16 protein-coding genes are annotated in these 17,469 nt (G+C 69.6%); 13 read left to right on the forward strand and 3 right to left on the reverse strand.

Going from position 1 to position 17,469, the window contains the following annotated elements; all coding sequences use genetic code 11:
• Positions 1–172: 172 nt before the first annotated feature.
• Entirely contained in the window at positions 173–646 is a 474-nt protein-coding gene (locus A7A76_RS13855; protein WP_206411734.1) for a nucleoside deaminase, read from the forward strand.
• Positions 647–719: 73 nt separating this feature from the next.
• The gene (locus A7A76_RS13860; RefSeq protein ID WP_206411735.1) at positions 720–1,055 is read left to right on the forward strand and encodes a hypothetical protein; all 336 of its coding nucleotides are present in this window, start codon (positions 720–722) and stop codon (positions 1,053–1,055) included.
• Between the two features lie 6 nt (positions 1,056–1,061).
• Here the strand turns inward: A7A76_RS13860 and A7A76_RS13865 are convergent, their stop codons facing one another.
• Genes A7A76_RS13865 through cysS form a run of 3 tightly spaced genes read right to left on the reverse strand, consistent with a single transcriptional unit; the run spans position 1,062 to position 4,265 of the window.
• Positions 1,062–2,297 (reverse strand): MFS transporter, encoded by a 1,236-nt coding sequence (locus A7A76_RS13865; RefSeq protein ID WP_206411768.1) that lies wholly within the window; start codon positions 2,295–2,297, stop codon positions 1,062–1,064.
• A 53-nt stretch (positions 2,298–2,350) separates the two neighbouring features.
• Entirely contained in the window at positions 2,351–2,803 is a 453-nt protein-coding gene (locus tag A7A76_RS13870; RefSeq protein ID WP_206411736.1) for a SufE family protein, read from the reverse strand.
• Positions 2,804–2,858: 55 nt separating this feature from the next.
• A complete protein-coding gene (gene cysS, locus A7A76_RS13875) occupies positions 2,859–4,265 on the reverse strand; it encodes a cysteine--tRNA ligase (RefSeq protein ID WP_206411737.1) in 1,407 nt (468 codons plus the stop codon).
• A 229-nt stretch (positions 4,266–4,494) separates the two neighbouring features.
• Between cysS and A7A76_RS13880 the strand changes: the two genes are divergently transcribed.
• The 11 genes from A7A76_RS13880 to A7A76_RS13930 all read left to right on the forward strand — a co-directional run bounded on the left by A7A76_RS13880 (position 4,495) and on the right by A7A76_RS13930 (position 17,268).
• On the forward strand, positions 4,495–4,965 hold the full coding sequence (locus tag A7A76_RS13880) for a hypothetical protein (protein ID WP_206411738.1): 471 nt from the start codon (positions 4,495–4,497) through the stop codon (positions 4,963–4,965).
• A 487-nt stretch (positions 4,966–5,452) separates the two neighbouring features.
• Complete coding sequence (locus tag A7A76_RS13885; RefSeq protein ID WP_206411739.1) at positions 5,453–6,454, forward strand: N-acetylornithine carbamoyltransferase; 1,002 nt, start codon at positions 5,453–5,455, stop codon at positions 6,452–6,454.
• Positions 6,455–6,573: 119 nt separating this feature from the next.
• Entirely contained in the window at positions 6,574–7,773 is a 1,200-nt protein-coding gene (locus A7A76_RS13890) for an argininosuccinate synthase (RefSeq protein ID WP_206411740.1), read from the forward strand.
• 128 nt (positions 7,774–7,901) lie between these two features.
• Positions 7,902–8,996 carry an acetylornithine deacetylase gene (locus tag A7A76_RS13895; protein ID WP_206411741.1) on the forward strand — a complete coding sequence of 365 codons (1,095 nt, stop codon included), beginning with the start codon at positions 7,902–7,904 and terminating at the stop codon, positions 8,994–8,996.
• Positions 8,993–10,324 (forward strand): acetylglutamate kinase, encoded by a 1,332-nt coding sequence (locus A7A76_RS13900; protein ID WP_206411742.1) that lies wholly within the window; start codon positions 8,993–8,995, stop codon positions 10,322–10,324. The genes A7A76_RS13895 and A7A76_RS13900 overlap by 4 nt, the downstream gene beginning before the upstream one ends.
• A gap of 1 nt (position 10,325) precedes the next feature.
• On the forward strand, positions 10,326–10,943 hold the full coding sequence (locus tag A7A76_RS13905; RefSeq protein ID WP_206411743.1) for a GNAT family N-acetyltransferase: 618 nt from the start codon (positions 10,326–10,328) through the stop codon (positions 10,941–10,943).
• Positions 10,936–11,907 carry an N-acetyl-gamma-glutamyl-phosphate reductase gene (argC, locus tag A7A76_RS13910; RefSeq protein WP_241200939.1) on the forward strand — a complete coding sequence of 324 codons (972 nt, stop codon included), beginning with the start codon at positions 10,936–10,938 and terminating at the stop codon, positions 11,905–11,907. The genes A7A76_RS13905 and argC overlap by 8 nt, the downstream gene beginning before the upstream one ends.
• A gap of 158 nt (positions 11,908–12,065) precedes the next feature.
• Positions 12,066–13,391: a proline--tRNA ligase gene (gene proS, locus A7A76_RS13915; protein WP_206411745.1), complete on the forward strand. Its 1,326-nt coding sequence runs from the start codon at positions 12,066–12,068 to the stop codon at positions 13,389–13,391.
• A 102-nt stretch (positions 13,392–13,493) separates the two neighbouring features.
• On the forward strand, positions 13,494–14,783 hold the full coding sequence (argH, locus tag A7A76_RS13920) for an argininosuccinate lyase (RefSeq protein WP_206411746.1): 1,290 nt from the start codon (positions 13,494–13,496) through the stop codon (positions 14,781–14,783).
• Complete coding sequence (gene proB, locus A7A76_RS13925) at positions 14,780–15,991, forward strand: glutamate 5-kinase (RefSeq protein ID WP_206411747.1); 1,212 nt, start codon at positions 14,780–14,782, stop codon at positions 15,989–15,991. Before argH ends, proB begins: the two co-directional genes overlap by 4 nt.
• On the forward strand, positions 15,988–17,268 hold the full coding sequence (locus A7A76_RS13930; protein ID WP_206411748.1) for a glutamate-5-semialdehyde dehydrogenase: 1,281 nt from the start codon (positions 15,988–15,990) through the stop codon (positions 17,266–17,268). Before proB ends, A7A76_RS13930 begins: the two co-directional genes overlap by 4 nt.
• Positions 17,269–17,469 lie beyond the last annotated feature (201 nt).

Below are 17,469 nucleotides of genomic sequence, written 5' to 3' on the forward strand. Positions count from 1 at the left end.
CGCGCCCGCCGCACCGCACCGCGCCGCGCCGCACCGCGCCGCAGCGACAGCGACAGCGACGGCTACGGCTACGGCTACGGCGACAGCCGTGGCCGCGAACCGCCAAGATCGATCCACGCCGCGCGCGCCCCGCGCAGGCACGCTGTCCTCCTCGCCGCCGCCGGAGCCCGCCATGACCGACCGTCCCGCCGACCCGCGCCACCTCGACTTCATGCGCGAAGCCATCGCCCTGGCGCGCGCCAACGCCGCCGCCGGCGGCCGCCCGTTCGGCGCGGTGCTGGTGCGCGACGGGCAGGCGATCGCGCGCGCCGCCAACCGCATCGTCGAAACCGGCGATCCGACCGCGCACGCCGAACTGCTGGCGATCCGCATGGCCGCGCACGCGTTGGGCCTGACCCGGCTGACGGGCTGCACGATCTATGCCAGCGGCCATCCCTGTCCGATGTGTCTGGCGGCGATGCACCTGGCCGGCGTCGAGGCCGCGTACTACGCCTATTCGAACGAAGACGGCGAAGCGTTCGGCCTGTCCACCGCCGCGGTCTATGCGCAGATGGCGCTGCCGCCGGCGCAGCAGATCCTGCCGTTGCGGCAACTGCGGCCGCACGACGAGGCCGGCCTGTACGCGCAATGGGCGCAGCGCGGCTGACGCCGCCGCGCGCGGCGAATGCGGCTAGGATGCCGGCTTCGCCAGGAGAATTCGGGGCCAGGAGAATCCGGACATGGAAGACCTCGTGCTGATCCTCGGCCCCGTGCTGGTGCTGGGCTGGAACGGCCTGTTGTGGCGCTGGTCGCGCGGCTACCTGCGCTACGCCGCGGTGGCGATGTTCGCGCTCAACCTGCTGCTGGGATCGCCCGTGTTCGGCGTGCTGGCCTGGAACCTGGCCAGCCACGACGTCCACACCAGTTATGCGGCCGCTTACGGCGACGCGTTCCTCGCCATCGGCCTGGGCTTGTTCAATGGCCTGGTCGCGCTGGTGGGCGCGATCGCGGTAGCGCTGCGCAAGCCGCCGGCCGCGAAGGACGAACGCGGCCGCACCCGCGACCGGCCGCGCTGAGCGGCCTCACTGCAGATCGCGCAAATCCAGCCGGCGCAGCTTCGGCGCCAGCTTGGCGGTGGCGCCGACCACGGCCAGAGTCATGCAGCCGCCGAAGATCACCGACGGCACCAGGCCCATCAGCTTGGCCGCCAGGCCCGATTCGAACGCGCCCAGTTCGTTCGACGAGCCGATGAAGATGCCGTTGATCGACGACACCCGCCCGCGCATTTCGTCGGGCGTCGACAACTGCAGGATGGTCGAGCGCAGCACCACCGACACGCCGTCGCACATGCCCGACAGCATCAGCATCAGCGCCGACAGCCAGAACTCGCGCGACAGGGCGAAGCCGATGATGCACAGGCCGAAGCCGGCCACCGCCCACAGCAGCAGGCGCCCGGCATGCTTCTGCGGCGGATGCCGCGCCAGCCACAGCCCCATCATCACCGCGCCGGCGGCCGGCGCCGCGCGCAGCACGCCCAGCGCTTCGGGGCCGTAATGCAGCACGTCGTGGATGAAGGCCGGCAGCAGCGCGACCGCGCCGCCGAACAGCACCGAGAACATGTCCAGCGCCTGCGCGCCGAGCACGACCTGGTTGTTGAACACGAAGCGCAGGCCTTCGCCGATGCTGCGGAACACCGGCGCGCGTTCGGCCGGCGGCGGCGGTTCGGTCACGCGCAGGGTGATGATGGCGATCGCGCCGGCCAGGGCGAAGGCCGCCGCGACCAAGTAAGCCGAAGTCTTGCCGCCCCAGGCCACCAGCACGCCGCCCAGGGCCGGGCCCAGCACCAGCCCGGTCTGCATCACCACGCTGCTCACCCCCGCGCCGCGGGCGAAGTGCTCGCGCTTGAGTACGCGCGCGAACAGCGACATGTACACCGGCGACAGGAACGCGCGGACCACGCCGTTGATGGCGATGGCGGCGAAGATGGTGAAGGTGCCGATGCCGAACGCGCCGGCCGGCAAGCTGCCGCTGGCGACGCCGGCCAGCATCAGCGTGGTCAGCAGCAAACCCAGGCAGGCGAACATGCCGAGCTTGCGCCGCGGCAGGTGATCGACCGCGTAGCCGGCGAACAGGGCGAAACAGAAGTAGGGCACGACCTCGGTGAGGCCGATCATGCCAAGCGCGAGCGGATCGCGGGTGAGTTCGTAGACGTGCCAGCCGACCGTCACCGCGACGATCTGGTACGACAGCATCGCCAGCAGGCGATAGATCAGCAGGCCGGCGAAGCCGGGGTTGCGCAGCAACTGCGAGGCGCTGATCGGGCCGCCTGCGTCGGGGTCCTGCGGATCGTCGGCGCGGGCGGCGGCCTCGCTCACAGCCGCCGTTGCGCTTGTTCGCGGATGTAGGCCAGCAGCGCCGCCAGGCCGTTGCTGCGGGTCGGCGAGAGATGCTTGGCCAGGCCGATGTCGGCGATGTAGTCGGCCGAGGTGGCGGCGATCTCGGTGGCGCTGCGGCCGCTGTAGACGCGCAGCGCCAGGTAGATCAGGCCCGAGACGATGGCCGAATCGCTGATCGCGTGGAAGACGAGCCTGTCGGCATCGCCCTCGACCACGATCCAGACCATCGACTGGCAGCCGAGCAGCCGGTGCTCCTCGGTCTTGCAGGCCTCCGGCAGGTCCGGCAGCTTGCGGCCGAGATCGATCAGATATTGGTAGCGCTCGGACCAGTCGCCGAAGAAGGCGAATTCGTCGCGGATCGCGGCTTGGGCGTCGGCGGCGGTGGGTTCGAGCGGGAAGGGCGAGGCGGGGAGGGCGGGGGCGTTCATCGGATCGCTAAGTGGCGGCGCGGGCCCGCCCGGACAAGGTCCGGGCGGACGCAAATCACGAACCGGCCGTTTCGGTCTTCTGGGGCTCGGGGCGCTTGCGCACCCAGCGCACGCCCTGCGGCGTGTCCTCGAGCAGGATGTTTTCCTCGGCGAGCTGCTGGCGGATGGCATCGGCGCGGGCGAAGTCGCGCGCCTTCTTGGCCGCGTTGCGTTCGTCGACCAAGGCCTGGATGCGTTCGTCGTCCTGATCGCCGGCGGCGCCGGCGAACCATGCGGCCGGATCCTGCTGCAGCAGGCCCAGGGCCAGGCCGGCGCCGAGCAGTTCGCGCTTGAGCCGCGCCTGTTCGGTCGGGTCGGTGGCCTTGCGCGCCTCCGAGGCGATGCGCGCGATCTCGGCCAGCGCCTGCGGCGTGCCGAGGTCGTCGTTCAATGCCGCCTCGATCTCGGCCGGAATGGCGACATCGCCGGCATCGACGCCGGCCAGGTCGCGCAAGGTGCCGTACAGCCGGTCGAGCGTGCGCGCGCAGCGTTCGATCAGCTCCGGCGACCAGTCCAGCGGCTGCCGGTAGTGCGCCGACAGCAGCGCGTAGCGCAGCGCTTCGGCCGGATGCTTGCGCAGCAGGTCGTGCACGGTCTCGATGTTGCCCCGCGACTTGGCCATCTTCTCGCCGTCGAAGGTCAGCATGCCGTTGTGCAGCCAGAACCGCGCGAACACCTTGCCGCCGTGCGCGCATTCGCTCTGCGCGATCTCGTTCTCGTGGTGCGGGAACATCAGGTCGTTGCCGCCGGCGTGGATGTCGATGGTCGCGCCCAGGTGGGCAGCGGCCATCGCCGAGCATTCGATGTGCCAGCCCGGGCGGCCGCGGCCCCAGGGCGAATCCCAGCCGGGCAGGTCGCCGGTGGAGGGCTTCCACAGCACGAAATCGCCGGCGTCGCGCTTGTACGGCGCGACCTCGATGCGCGCCCCGGCGCGCATGTCGTCGATGTCGCGGCGCGAGAGCTTGCCGTAATCGGGGTAGCTCTCGATCGAGAACAGCACGTGGCCTTCGGCCTCGTAGGCGTGGCCGCTGGCGACCAGGCCCTCGATCATGGTCACGATTTCGCCGATGTGCGCGGTCGCCGCCGGCTCGATGTCCGGCAGGCGCACGCCCAGCGCGCCCATGTCCTGGCGGTAGATCGCGGCGAAGCGCTCGGTGATGGCCGAGATCGGCACCTTCTGCTCGGCCGCCGCGGCGTTGATCTTGTCGTCCACGTCGGTGATGTTGCGCGCATAGGCCAGCGCGCCGTAGCGGCGGCGCAGCAGCCCGGCCAGCACGTCGAACACGACCGGGCCGCGGGCGTTGCCGATATGGGCGTAGTTGTAGACCGTGGGGCCGCAGACGTACATCGTCGGGCGGGCCGGATCCAGCGGGGCGAAGGCTTCGACCTGTCGCGACAGGCTGTTGTAGAGATGCAGGCTCATGGACGCAGGGCTTGGGTTCGGGTTCATTCTAGCGGCCGAGTGTGTCGGGCGGGCCACTAATTCCCGGCCGGATCCGGCGAATCGGTCGAACTTCGGCCGATCCGGCGCCGTCGGCCGGGCCGCGGCGGACCCGCGCGAGCGCCGGCGGCACGGGGCCTAAAGGCGGGATTCAGGCCGTCCCGGCAGACTGCTCTTACACTTTATTCACGAATCCAGCGCCGCGAGCCCGATGAACCGACTTCTTCTACAGGTCCCGATCCTGGCGCTGTCCGGCGCCGTGGCGGTCCTGTGGACGGCGCCCGCGCCGGCCCAGCAGCACACCACCGTGCTGCAGGCCGAGAACGTCCGCTTCGATTACGCCCAGGTATTGCGGGTCACCCCGGTCTACCAGACCCTGCGCGCGACCACGGTCGAGCAGCAGTGCGACCCGGAGGACGGCAAGGCCGATTCGCGCCTGCAGCGGGTGCTGGGCACGGTGCGCGAGGCCCTGGGCCGCGAGCGCGACCCCAAGCCCAGCACCGGCGAGAACTGCCGCCCGGTGCCGGTGGAGCGCGAGTTCCGCCGGCCGATCGCCTACGACGTGGACTACGTCTACAAGGGCAACCGGTTCCGCTCGCGCCTGCCCGAAGACCCCGGCAACAAGCTCAAGGTCCGGGTCGCGGTGACCCCGGTAGTGGCGCCGATCAGCACCGCGCGCTGAGCGCACGGCCCCGCCACGGCCGCCGGCCGATGCCTTTCCGGGCGCCCGCGGGCGCCGATACCCTCCCGGTTCCCAGCTCGGCCAGCCCGGGCGGCTTGCGCCCGCGCCCGCCGCATGGCAGCATTCGCGGCCTCATGAACCCGAACTACGCCGACGCCGACGTTCTGACCTCCGCCTACATGGCGGCGGGCATGACCTCGCGCGCGCGCCGACCGTTGCCCTGCCAATCCGCTGGGTGACGGATCGCGCCGTCGTTCGTGTAACAAGCCGCACACACGAAAAGCCCAGCCTAGCGCTGGGCTTTTTTGTTTTGGGCGGTTGAAACGCAGAGCGGGGTTGGGGGTGGGGGAACTGGAGCGGCGAAGCACCTGTATTTGCGCAACTTCCTCAAGGTCCGGATCGCTTCACATCCCCAGTTCCCTAACCCCGCTTTACAACCCCGCTGCATGCCCCCGCTTCATAACCCGCCTCACCTCGAGACCGCCGAATGACGAAGCACTTCCTCAACACCCAGGACTGGTCGCGTACCGACCTCGACGCGCTGCTGGCGCAGGCGGCCGCGTTCAAGCGCAACAAGCTCGGCGACCAGCTCAAGGGCAAGTCGATCGCCCTGGTGTTCTTCAACCCGTCCATGCGCACCCGCACCAGTTTCGAACTCGGCGCGTTCCAGCTCGGCGCGCACGCCGTCGTGCTGCAGCCGGGCAAGGACGCGTGGCCGATCGAGTTCGACCTGGGCACGGTGATGGACGGCGACACCGAGGAGCACATCGCCGAAGTGGCGCGGGTGCTGGGCCGCTACGTCGACCTGATCGGCGTGCGCGCGTTCCCGAAGTTCGTCGACTGGGCCTACGACCGCCAGGACGTGGTGCTCAAGGCCTTCGCCCAGTATTCGCCGGTGCCGGTCATCAACATGGAGACCATCACCCATCCCTGCCAGGAGCTGGCCCACGCGCTGGCCCTGCAGGAGCGCTTCGGCACCACCGACCTGCGCGGCAAGAAGTACGTGCTGACCTGGACCTACCACCCCAAGCCGCTCAACACCGCGGTGGCGAACTCGGCGCTGACCATCGCCACGCGCCTGGGGATGGACGTGACCCTGCTGTGCCCGACCCCCGAGTACGTGCTCGACGAGCGCTACATGGGCTGGGCCGAGCAGAACGTCGCCGAGAGCGGCGGCTCGCTGCGGGTGAGCCACGACATCGAAAGCGCCTACGCCGGCGCCGATGTCGTCTACGCCAAGAGCTGGGGCGCGCTGCCGTACTTCGGCAACTGGGGCCCGGAAAAGCCCATCCGCGACCAGTACAAGCACTTCATCGTCGACGAAGCCAAGATGGCGCTGACCAACGACGGCGTCTTCAGCCATTGCCTGCCGCTGCGCCGCAACGTCAAGGCGACCGACGCGGTGATGGATTCGCCGAACTGCATCGCGATCGAGGAAGCCGAGAACCGCTTGCATGTGCAGAAGGCGGTTATGGCCGCTTTGATCTAGGAGATAGCGGATGGGAGTTAGGAGATAGCGAAAAGCGTTTCGCCGATCTCCCCACCCCTCCGCGCTCCCGCTTTCGCTATCTCCTACCTTCTATCCGCTACCTTCTTCCCGAGATTCCCATGACCGACCGCGCCATCGTCCTCGCCTTCTCCGGCGGCCTCGACACCAGCTTCTGCGTGCCCTACCTGCAAGAACGCGGCTGGGCCGTGCACACCGTGTTCGCCGACACCGGCGGCGTCGACGACGAGGAGCGCGCCTTCATCGAGCAGCGCGCCGCCGAACTCGGCGTGGCCAGCCACGTCACCGTCGACGGCGGCCCGGCGATCTGGTCGGGCTTCGTCAAGCCGTTCGTGTGGGCCGGCGAGGGCTACCAGGGCCAGTACCCGCTGCTGGTGTCCGACCGTTACCTGATCGTCGAAGCCGCGCTCGCGCGCGCCGCCGAACTGGGCACCCGGGCCATCGCCCACGGCTGCACCGGCATGGGCAACGACCAGGTCCGCTTCGACCTGGCGGTGAAGGCGCTGGGCGATTACGAAATCGTCGCGCCGATCCGCGAAATCCAGAAGGAACACACCGAAGTCCGCGCCTACGAGCAGAAGTACCTGGAAGAGCGCGGCTTCGGCGTGCGCGCCAAGCAGAAGGCCTACACCATCAACGAGAACCTGCTCGGCCTGACCATGTCCGGCGGCGAGATCGACCGCTGGCAGGCGCCGGGCGAGGGCGCGGTGGGCTGGTGCAAGCCGCGCGCGCAGTGGCCGCAGCAGGCGTTGCGGGTCAAGCTGACGTTCGAAAACGGCGAAGCGGTGGCGCTGGACGGCGAAAAGATCGCCGGCCACACGCTGCTGGCCAAGCTCAACGCGCTGTTCGCGCAATACGGCGTGGGCCGTGGCCTGTACACCGGCGACACCACCATCGGCCTGAAGGGCCGCATCATCTTCGAAGCGCCGGGCCTGATCGCGCTGCTGACCGCGCACCGCGCGCTGGAAGAGGCGGTGCTGAGCAAGCAGCAGAACCGCTTCAAGCCCGACGTGGCGCGCAAATGGGTCGAGCTGGTGTACGAAGGCTTCTACCACGACCCGCTCAAGGCCGACCTGGAAGCGTTCCTGGCCAGCTCGCAGGGCACGGTCAACGGCGAGGTGGTGCTGGAAACCAACGGCGGCACCGTCAACGCGGTGGCCATCGAGTCCAAGCACATCCTCAACGCCAAGGGCGCGACCTACGCGCAAGCCGCCGACTGGGGCGTGGCCGAGGCCGAGGGCTTCATCAAGCTGTTCGGAATGAGCAGCACGTTGTGGGCGGAGATCAATCGCAAGGGATGAATGCTTAGGAGATGGCGGATAGGAGTTAGGAGATAGCGAAAAGCGGCTCCTGCTCCTGCTCCTGCTATCTCCTAACTCCTATCCGCTATCTCCTCTTGCGCATTCAAGCGAAAGACTCGAACCCGACCATGCTCTCCGAAGTCCTCAAACATCTCCAAGCCCTGGTCTCCCACGACACCCGCAACCCGCCGCGCGACATCGGCACAGGCGGCATTTTCGATTACCTGCGCAGCCAGCTGCCCGGCTTCCGCATCGAGGTGACCGACTTCGGCGCCGGCGCGGTGTCGATGCTGGCCGTGCGCGGCAATCCGCGCCGGCTGTTCAACGTGCACCTGGACACGGTGCCCTCGTCGGAAGCCTGGAGCGCGGACCCGCATACCTTGCGCGTCGGCGCGGACCGCGCCGTCGGCCTGGGCGCCTGCGACATCAAGGGCGCGGCCGCGGGCCTGCTGGCCGCGGCGGCCGTCACCGACGGCGATGCCGCGTTCCTGTTCTCCACCGACGAGGAAGCCAACGACGCGCGCTGCATCGCCGGCTTCCTCGCCAGCAACCACGGCTTCACCGAAGCCATCGTCGCCGAGCCGACGATGTGCGAGGCGGTGCTGGCGCATCGCGGCATCAGCTCGGTGCTGCTGCGCTTCCGCGGCGTCGCCGGGCATGCCTCCGGCGCCAACGCCCTGCAGGCCAGCGCGCTGCACCAGGCGGTGCGCTGGGGCGGCAAGGCGCTGGACCACGTCGAAGCGCAGTCGCACCAGCGCTTCGGCGGCCTGACCGGGCTGCGCTTCAACATCGGCCGCATCGAAGGCGGGATCAAGGCCAACATGATCGCGTCGAGCGCCGAGCTGCGCTTCGGCTTCCGTCCGCTGCCGTCGCAATCCATCGACGGCCTGCACGAAACCTTCGGCACGCTGACCGATGCCGGCGCGATCGAGCGCTACGAGGAAACCTTCCGCGGCCCGCCGCTGCCGGCCGGCGACGTCGCCGACGCCGAGAACCGGCGCCTGGAAGCGCGCGACCTCGCCGACGCGCTCAACCTGCCGATCGGCAACGCGGTGGACTTCTGGACCGAAGCCTCGCTGTTCTCGGCCGCCGGCCTGACCGCCATCGTCTACGGCCCCGGCGACATCGCCCAGGCCCATACCGCCGACGAATGGGTCGCGCTGGAACAACTCGAACGCTACGCCCGCAGCGTGGCGCGCATCATCGGGAGCAAGGCGCAATGAGCGTTGCCATGGACAATCACCTGCAGACCCGCCAGACCATCGTGCGGCTGCTGTCGAGCATGGCCTCGGCCAAGGAAATCTCGCAGTACCTCAAGCGCTTTTCGCAGCTCGATTCCAAGCGCTTCGCCGTGGTCAAGGTCGGCGGCGCGGTGCTGCGCGACGACCTCGCCGCGCTGACCTCGTCGTTGGCGTTCCTGCAGGATGTCGGCCTGACGCCCATCGTCATCCACGGCGCCGGCCCGCAGCTCGACGAAGAGCTGTCGGCCGCCGGCATCGTCAAGCAGACCGTCGGCGGCCTGCGCGTGACCTCGCCCGAAGCGCTGGCGATCGTGCGCCGGGTGTTCCAGTCGCAGAACCTCAAGCTGGTCGAGGCGCTGCAATCCGGCGACGGCCGCGCCACTTCCATCATTTCCGGCGTGTTCGAAGCCGACTATCTCGACCGCGACACCTACGGCCTGGTCGGCGAAGTGAAGCGGGTCAACCTCGCGCCGATCGAAGCCAGCCTGCAGGCCGGTTCGATCCCGGTCATCGCCAGCCTCGGCGAAACCGCCGGCGGCCAGATCCTCAACGTCAATGCCGACTTCGCCGCCAACGAACTGGTGCAGGTGCTGCAGCCGTACAAGATCGTGTTCCTGACCGGCACCGGCGGCCTGCTCGACGACAACGGCCGGGTGATCGATTCGATCAACCTGTCGACCGAGTACGAACACCTGATCCAGCAGCCGTGGATCAACGGCGGCATGAAGGTCAAGATCGAACAGATCAAGGACCTGCTGGACAAGCTGCCGCTGACCTCGTCGGTGTCGATCACCAAGCCGTCGGAACTGGCCAAGGAACTGTTCACCCACAAGGGCTCGGGCACCCTGGTGCGGCGCGGCGAGCGCGTGCTGCAGGCGTCGCGCTGGGACGAGCTGGACCTGACGCGCCTGCGCGGGCTGATCGACTCGGCGTTCGGCCGCAAGCTGGTCGACGGCTATTTCGACGACACCAGGCTCAAGCAGGCTTACGTCAGCGAGAACTACCGCGCCGCGATCGTGCTGATCGAAGCCGACGACGGCCGCACCTACCTGGACAAGTTCGCCGTCTTGGACGACGCCCAGGGCGAAGGCCTCGGCCGCGCGGTCTGGCAGGTGATGCGCGAGCAGAATCCGAGCGTGTTCTGGCGCTCGCGCCACGGCAACCCGGTCAATCCGTTCTATTACTCCGAATCCGACGGCTGCCTGAAACAGGAGAAGTGGAAGGTGTTCTGGTACGGCATGGACGGCTTCGACGAGATCGCCGCCTGCGTCGACTACGCCGGCCGGCGCACGCCGACCCTGGAGGACTGAGATGGGCAACGCAGCCTGGACCGCGCAACCGCGCCTGAGCGGCGAGCACGTCGCGCTGGAGCCGCTGAGCCACGCCCACGCCGACGGCCTGCGCGCGGCCCTGGCTGGCGGCGAGCTGGCCAAGGCCTGGTACACCAACGTGCCGGCGCCCGAAGGCGTGGACGGCTACATCGCCGCGGCCCTGGCGATGAGCGACAAGGGCGTGGCCTGGCCGTTCGCGGTGCTCGACGCGCGCGGCGAGGTGGTCGGCAGCACCCGCTACTACGACATGGACGCCGCGGTCCCGCGCGTCCAGATCGGCTACACCTTCTACGCCCCGCGCGTGCAGCGCACCGGCCTGAACACGCAGGCCAAACTGCTGTTGCTGGGACACGCGTTCGAAACCCTGGGCTGCATTGCGGTAGGCTTCGAAACCAGCTGGTTCAACCTGGCCTCGCGCACCGCGATCGCGCGCCTGGGCGCCAAGCAGGACGGCGTGCTGCGCAACCATCGCCGCCATGCCGACGGCAGCCCACGCGACACGGTCGCGTTCTCGATCATCGATACGGAGTGGCCGGCGGTGAAGCACAACCTGCAATACAAACTCGACCGACACGCCGCGGGTGGCGCGCATGACTAAGTCCATCGGCATCGTCGGCGCGCGCGGACACGTCGGCGCCGATCTGGTCCGCCTGATCGCCGCGCATCCGCAGTTCGAGCTGGCTTTCGTGTCATCGCGCGAGCTGGCCGGGCAGAGGCTCGCCGACCACATTCCCGAATACGCGGCCAAGAACCCTGAGCTGCGCTACAGCTCGCCCAGCCACGAAGAACTGCCCGGCCTGGGCGCCGACGCGGTGGTGCTGGCGCTGCCCAACGGCAAGGCCGCCGATTGCGTGGCCGCGTTCGACGCGGCCGGCGTCGACCCGGTCGTCGTCGATCTGTCGGCCGACTACCGCTTCGACGACCGCTGGTACTACGGCCTGCCGGAACTGACCCGCGCGGGCTACCACGGCCAGCGCCGCATCAGCAACCCCGGCTGCTATGCCAGCGCCATGCAGCTGGCGATCGCGCCGCTGCTCAACGTGCTGGAAGGGCCGGTGCAATGCTTCGGCGTGTCCGGCTATTCCGGCGCGGGCACCACGCCTTCGGACAAGAACGACCCCGACAAACTGCGCGACAACCTGATGCCGTACGCGTTGACCGGCCACCTGCACGAGCGCGAAGTGACCCGTCACCTCGGCCATCCGGTCGAGTTCATGCCGCACGTGGCGCCGCATTTCCGCGGCCTCACCGTCACTTCCAACCTGCATCTGGAACGCCGCTTCGACCGCGAGGAACTGGTCGAGCACTACCACCGCCATTACGACGGCGAGCCGCTGGTGCGTGTGACCGAAGACGCGCCGTGGGTCAGCGCCATCGCCGGCCGGCACCACGTCGAGGTCGGCGGCTTCGCGCTGTCGGAAGACGGCCGCCGCGTGGTCGTGGTGTCGACCCTCGACAACCTGCTCAAGGGCGCGGCGACGCAGGCGCTGCAGAACCTCAACCTGGCCTTCGGCTACGACGAACTGAGCGGCATCGACGCCCACCCGCGACCGCGACCGTGACGCTTGCGCTGCCCCTTTGCGCGCAAAGGGGCAGGGCACTCGCCCGGCCGCTGCAAGCGCTGCGCGCGGCCGGCCGAGTCCCCCAGGCGCCCTTGCCTGCAAGGGACACCCGGTAAGACCGTCGGCCCGCGTCCGGGCCCAGCGTTCGGAGTAAAGCCATGCGTCTGTCGCGTTATCTGCTGCCCACCCTGAAGGAAAACCCCGCCGAGGCGCAGATCGCCTCGCACCGCCTGATGCTGCGCGCCGGCCTGATCCGGCAGGAAGCCGCCGGCATCTATTCCTGGCTGCCGGCCGGCCTGCGCACGCTGCGCAAGATCGAAGCCATCGTGCGCGAGGAAATGAACCGCGCCGGCGCGCTCGAACTGCTGATGCCGACCCTGCAGCTGGCCGACCTGTGGCGCGAAAGCGGCCGCTACGACGCCTATGGCCCGGAGATGCTGCGCATCCGCGACCGCCACGAGCGCGAGCTGCTGTACGGGCCCACCAACGAGGACATGGTCACCGCGATCTTCCGCGCCAACGTCAAGAGCTATCGCGCGCTGCCGCTGAACCTCTACCACGTGCAGTGGAAGTTCCGCGACGAGCAGCGCCCGCGCTTCGGCGTGATGCGCGGCCGCGAGTTCCTGATGAAGGATGCGTACTCGTTCGACCTCGACGAAGCGTCCGCGCGCCGCTCCTACCAGCGCATGTTCGTCGCCTACCTGCGCACCTTCGCCCACATGGGCATCCGCGCGATCCCGATGCGCGCGGAAACCGGCCCGATCGGCGGCGACCTCTCGCACGAGTTCCTGGTGCTGGCGCAGACCGGCGAGTCGGCGGTTTACTGCGACAAGGCCGTGCTCGACCTGCCGATCCCCGGCGCCGGCGTCGACTACGACGGCGACCTGGATTCCATCGTCAAGCAATGGACCGCGCCCTACGCCGCGACCGAGGACGTGCACGACTTCGAGCGCTTCGAACGCGAAGTGCCGGCCGAGCGCCGCCTGCAGACGCGCGGCATCGAGGTCGGCCAGGTGTTCTACTTCGGCACCAAGTATTCGGCGCCGATGAAGGCGCTGGTGACCGGCCCCGACGGCGGCGACAAGCCCATCCACGGCGGCTCCTACGGCATCGGCGTGTCGCGCCTGCTCGGCGCGATCATCGAAGCCGGTCACGACGACGCCGGCATCGTCTGGCCCGACGCGGTGGCGCCGTTCAACGTCGGCCTCGTCGATCTCGACCCCGGCGACGCGCAGGTCGGCGAAGTCTGCGCCGGCATCCAGAACGCGCTCGCAGCCCTCGGCCTGGACGCGCTGCACGACGACACCGACGAGCGCGCCGGAGTGAAGTTCGCGCGCATGGATTTGCTCGGCCTGCCGTGGCAGATCATCCTTGGCCGCCGCGGCCTGGGCGAGGGCACGGTGGAGCTCAAGCGGCGCGCGACGGGCGAGCGCGTGACCTTGGCGCCGCGCGACGCTGTCAAATTCATAGGAGATAGCCGATAGGAGATAGGAGATAGCGAAAAGCGGCATTGCCGCTCTTGCTATCTCCTAACTTCTAACCGCTATCTCCTAGCCCTCCCACACGATCCCTCCGAGCCTCCCCCCATGTCCGATCTCCTCTGGCAAAAACCCGGCGTCAAAGTCGACGCGCGCATCCAGAACTTCCTCGCCGGCGAGGACGTGATCCTGGATCGCGAATTCTTCGTGTTCGACATCCAGGCCAGCCGCGCGCATGCGCAGGGGCTGCAGCAGATCGGCATCCTCAGCGCCGAGGAGCTCGACGGCCTGTCGCGCGAACTCGACGTGCTGGCCGAGGACTTCCGCGCCGGCCGCTTCGTCCTCGACGAGCGCTTCGAAGACGGCCATTCGGCCATCGAAGGCCGGCTGATCGAACGCCTCGGCGACGCCGGCCGCAAGATCCACACCGGCCGCAGCCGCAACGACCAGATCCTGGTCGCCACCCGCCTGTGGCTGAAGGACCGCCTGGCGCGCGTGCACGCGCTGTGCGTGGAGACCGCCGAGGTCGCGCTGGCGCGCGCCGCGGCCGAGCGCGACTTGCCGCTGCCGGGCTACACCCACCTGCAGCGCGCCGTGGTTTCCAGCGCCGGCATGTGGTGGGCGGCCTGGGCAGAAGGTTTTATCGACAACGCGGTGCGCGCGAAGCAGACGTTGGACTGGGTCGACGCCAACCCGCTCGGCAGCGCCGCCGGCTACGGCGTCAACCTGCCGCTGGCGCGCGACCACACCACCGCCGCGCTCGGCTTTGGCCGCATGCAGGTCGCGGCCGCGTATGCGCAGCTTTCGCGCGGCAAGTTCGAACTCGGCGCGATCGACGCGCTGTCCACCGCCTTGCTCGACCTGCGCCGGCTGGCCTGGGACCTGAGCCTGTTCACCAGCGCCGAATTCGGCTTCGTCGCGCTGCCGGCCGAGTACACCACCGGCAGTTCGATCATGCCGAACAAGCGCAACCCCGACGTGATCGAACTCATGCGCGCCAGCTACTCCGCCGTCGCCGCCGCGCGCACCGAGATCGAACACCTGCTGTCGCTGCCCTCGGGCTACCACCGCGACCTGCAATTCTCCAAGGGCGCGATCTTCCACGCGTTCGGCCGCGGCCTCGGCGCGCTGGAACTGCTGCCCGACCTGCTGCGCAACCTGGAATGGAAGCCGCAGGCGATGCGCGCCGCGCTCGACCCGTCGATGTACGCCACCGATCTCGCCGTCGATCTCGCCCGCCAGGGCTTGCCGTTCCGCGACGCCTACAAGCAAGCGGCCGACCCGGCGCGCTGGGCGCAGGGCGATCCCGAAGCCAGCCTCGCCGCGCGCGTCTCGCCCGGCGCCGCCGCCGACCTGCGCCTGGAGGTGCTGCAAGCGCGCCTGAAGGAACTCACATGAGCGCGACGGCAAAGGACTTCGCCGCGCAGCCTTTGCCGTCCTGGCGCCGCGCCGTGCTCAAGGTCGGCAGCAGCCTGCTGGCCGGCTTCGACGGCGGCGGACTCGATCCGCGCTACGCCGCGGGCCTGGCGCGCTTCATCGAAAGCGCGCGCGAACAGCAGCGCGAAGTGGTGCTGGTGTCGTCCGGCGCGGTCGCCGCGGGGCGCAGCCGCATCCAGGCCGGCGGCGACGGACTGGTGCTGCGGCAGGCGCTGGCCTCGCTCGGCCAGGCCTCGCTGATCGCGTTCTGGCAGCAGCTGTCCAGCGTGCCGGTCGCGCAGGTGCTGCTGACCCACGACGACTTGCGCAATCGCCGCCGCTACCTCAACGCCCGCGCCTCGCTGCGCGAACTGCTGCGGCTGGGCGCGCTGCCGGTCATCAACGAAAACGACACCGTCGCGGTCGACGAGCTCAAGCTCGGCGACAACGACAACCTCGCCGCCGCGGTGGCCTCGCTGGTCGATGCCGACCTGCTGCTGATCGCCACCGACATCGGCGGGCTCTACAGCGGCCACCCGCAGCGCGACCCGAACGCGCGGCCGATCGAGCGCGTCGCCGCGGTCACGCCCGAGCTATTGCTCGCCGCCAGCGGCGGCGCCGGCGCACTCGGCACCGGCGGCATGCGCACCAAGCTCGAAGCCGCAGCCAAGGCCGCCACCGCCGGCGTCGCCACCGCCTTGTTCTGCGGCCGCGACAGCGAAGTGGTGGATGCGCTGGCGCAGGGCCGCCTGCACGGCACCCTGGTGGCCGCGCAGAGCGACCGCCTGCGCGCGCGCAAGCAATGGCTGCGCCACGCACCGGCCAGCGGCAGCCTGCTGATCGACGCCGGCGCCGCCAACGCCCTGCGCGTGCGCGGCGCCTCGCTGCTGCCCGGCGGCGTGGTCGCGGTGCAGGGCGAATTCCGCCGCGGCGACGTGGTCGAGCTGCGCGTGGCCGAAGGCGACGACGCGGTGGGACGCGGGCTGGTGCAGTACAGCGCCGGCGAACTGGTGCGCATCAAGGGCCGCCACAGCCGCGACATCGAGGCCGTGCTCGGCTTCGGTTACGGCGAATCGGTGGTGCATCGCGACGATCTGGTCATGATCGGCGACAAGGCGGCCGCGTCGGCGCCGGCGGCCATCGTGGAATCCGCGAGTTTCGAATCGAACAGCCAGGAGGCAGCGCAATGAGCGGTTACGTACGCATTCTCGCCGAACGCGCGCGCGCGGCCTCGCTGACCCTGGCCGCGCTCGACGGCGCCGAACGCGCCGCGCTGATTGCGGCGATGGCCGGCCAGCTCGACGCGCAACGCGAGGCCATCCTCGCCGCCAACGCCGACGACATCGCCCGTGGCGAAGCCGCCGGCCTCAGCGCCGCGATGCTCGACCGCCTGCGCCTGGATCCGCCGCGCCTGGCCGCCATCGCCGCCGCCCTGCGCGAAGTGGCCGCACAACCCGACCCGCTCGACGGCGTCGTCCGCAGCGAAACCCGGCCCAACGGCCTGACCATCGAACGCCAGCGCGTGCCGCTGGGCCTGATCGCGATGATCTACGAATCGCGCCCCAACGTGACCGCCGACGCCGCCGCGCTGTGCCTGAAGGCCGGCAACGCCGTACTGCTGCGCGGCGGCTCGGAAGCGCGCGCCAGCAACGCCGCCATCGCCGCCGCGCTACACGCTGCATTGCGCGAACGCGGCCTGCCCATCGCGGCGGTGTCGCTGATCGAAGACACCGCGCGCGAACACGTGCTGGAACTGCTGCAACTGTCTGACCTGATCGACCTCGCCATCCCGCGCGGCGGCGAAAGCCTGATCCGCTTCGTCGCCGAACACGCACGCGTGCCGGTGATCAAGCACTACAAGGGCGTGTGCCATCTCTACGTGGACCGCGCCGCCGACCTCGACCTCGCATTGAACCTGCTGGTGGACGGCAAGGCCTCGCGCCCGGGCGTGTGCAACGCGCTGGAAACCGTGCTGGTGCACCAGGACATCGCACCCGCCTTCGTGCCGTGCGCGCTCGCGGCGCTGTCAGGCCGCGGCGTGCAAGTGCGCGGCTGCGAACGCATCCGCGCATTGGCGGGTGACAGCGGCATCGACGTAGCCGCTGCCGACGACAGCGACTACGCCGCCGAATACCTCGACCTCATCATCGCCGCGCGCGTTGTCGACGACCTCGACCAAGCGCTCTCGCACATCGCCCAGTACGGCTCCGACCACACCGAAGTGATCGCCAGCGAAGACCCCGCGGCCGCCGACGCCTTCGTCCGCCGCACCCGCAGCTCGGCGGTGATGGTCAACGCCTCCTCGCGCTTCAACGACGGCGGCCAACTCGGCCTCGGCGCCGAGATCGGCATCTCCACCACCCGCCTGCACGCCTACGGCCCGATGGGCGTGGAATCGCTGACCATCGAACGCTTCGTTGTGCGCGGCGAAGGACAAGTCCGCCACCCCGAATCCCTGAATCGCTGAGCCCTCCGCGCGCCACCCTGGGCCCCTGTAGGAGCGACGCGAGTCGCGACCGCGGGGTCGCCCGCTTGCGTCGTAAGCCAGGATTTGCGGTCGCGGCTCGCGCCGCTCCTACAGGTAGTTCCCCGATCTACGCAATCGTCGGGCTAGCCCTGTAGGAGCGACGCAAGTCGCGACCGCGGGGCCGCCCGCTCGCGTCGCAAG

The organism is Lysobacter enzymogenes, from assembly GCF_017168095.1.
GTDB classification, from domain to species: Bacteria; Pseudomonadota; Gammaproteobacteria; order Xanthomonadales; family Xanthomonadaceae; genus Lysobacter; species Lysobacter enzymogenes_D.

Excerpts from the sequence above, each read along its gene's own strand:
- argC (WP_241200939.1), top strand. The coding sequence starts at position 10,936 with ATGACTAAGTCCATCGGCATCGTCGGCGCGCGCGGACACGTCGGCGCC.
- proB (WP_206411747.1), top strand. The coding sequence starts at position 14,780 with ATGAGCGCGACGGCAAAGGACTTCGCCGCGCAGCCTTTGCCGTCCTGG.
- A7A76_RS13860 (WP_206411735.1), top strand. The coding sequence starts at position 720 with ATGGAAGACCTCGTGCTGATCCTCGGCCCCGTGCTGGTGCTGGGCTGG.
- cysS (WP_206411737.1), bottom strand. The coding sequence starts at position 4,265 with ATGAGCCTGCATCTCTACAACAGCCTGTCGCGACAGGTCGAAGCCTTC.
- A7A76_RS13855 (WP_206411734.1), top strand. The coding sequence starts at position 173 with ATGACCGACCGTCCCGCCGACCCGCGCCACCTCGACTTCATGCGCGAA.
- A7A76_RS13895 (WP_206411741.1), top strand. The coding sequence starts at position 7,902 with ATGCTCTCCGAAGTCCTCAAACATCTCCAAGCCCTGGTCTCCCACGAC.
- A7A76_RS13900 (WP_206411742.1), top strand. The coding sequence starts at position 8,993 with ATGAGCGTTGCCATGGACAATCACCTGCAGACCCGCCAGACCATCGTG.
- argH (WP_206411746.1), top strand. The coding sequence starts at position 13,494 with ATGTCCGATCTCCTCTGGCAAAAACCCGGCGTCAAAGTCGACGCGCGC.
- proS (WP_206411745.1), top strand. The coding sequence starts at position 12,066 with ATGCGTCTGTCGCGTTATCTGCTGCCCACCCTGAAGGAAAACCCCGCC.
- A7A76_RS13870 (WP_206411736.1), bottom strand. The coding sequence starts at position 2,803 with ATGAACGCCCCCGCCCTCCCCGCCTCGCCCTTCCCGCTCGAACCCACC.
- A7A76_RS13890 (WP_206411740.1), top strand. The coding sequence starts at position 6,574 with ATGACCGACCGCGCCATCGTCCTCGCCTTCTCCGGCGGCCTCGACACC.
- A7A76_RS13930 (WP_206411748.1), top strand. The coding sequence starts at position 15,988 with ATGAGCGGTTACGTACGCATTCTCGCCGAACGCGCGCGCGCGGCCTCG.
- A7A76_RS13880 (WP_206411738.1), top strand. The coding sequence starts at position 4,495 with ATGAACCGACTTCTTCTACAGGTCCCGATCCTGGCGCTGTCCGGCGCC.
- A7A76_RS13885 (WP_206411739.1), top strand. The coding sequence starts at position 5,453 with ATGACGAAGCACTTCCTCAACACCCAGGACTGGTCGCGTACCGACCTC.
- A7A76_RS13905 (WP_206411743.1), top strand. The coding sequence starts at position 10,326 with ATGGGCAACGCAGCCTGGACCGCGCAACCGCGCCTGAGCGGCGAGCAC.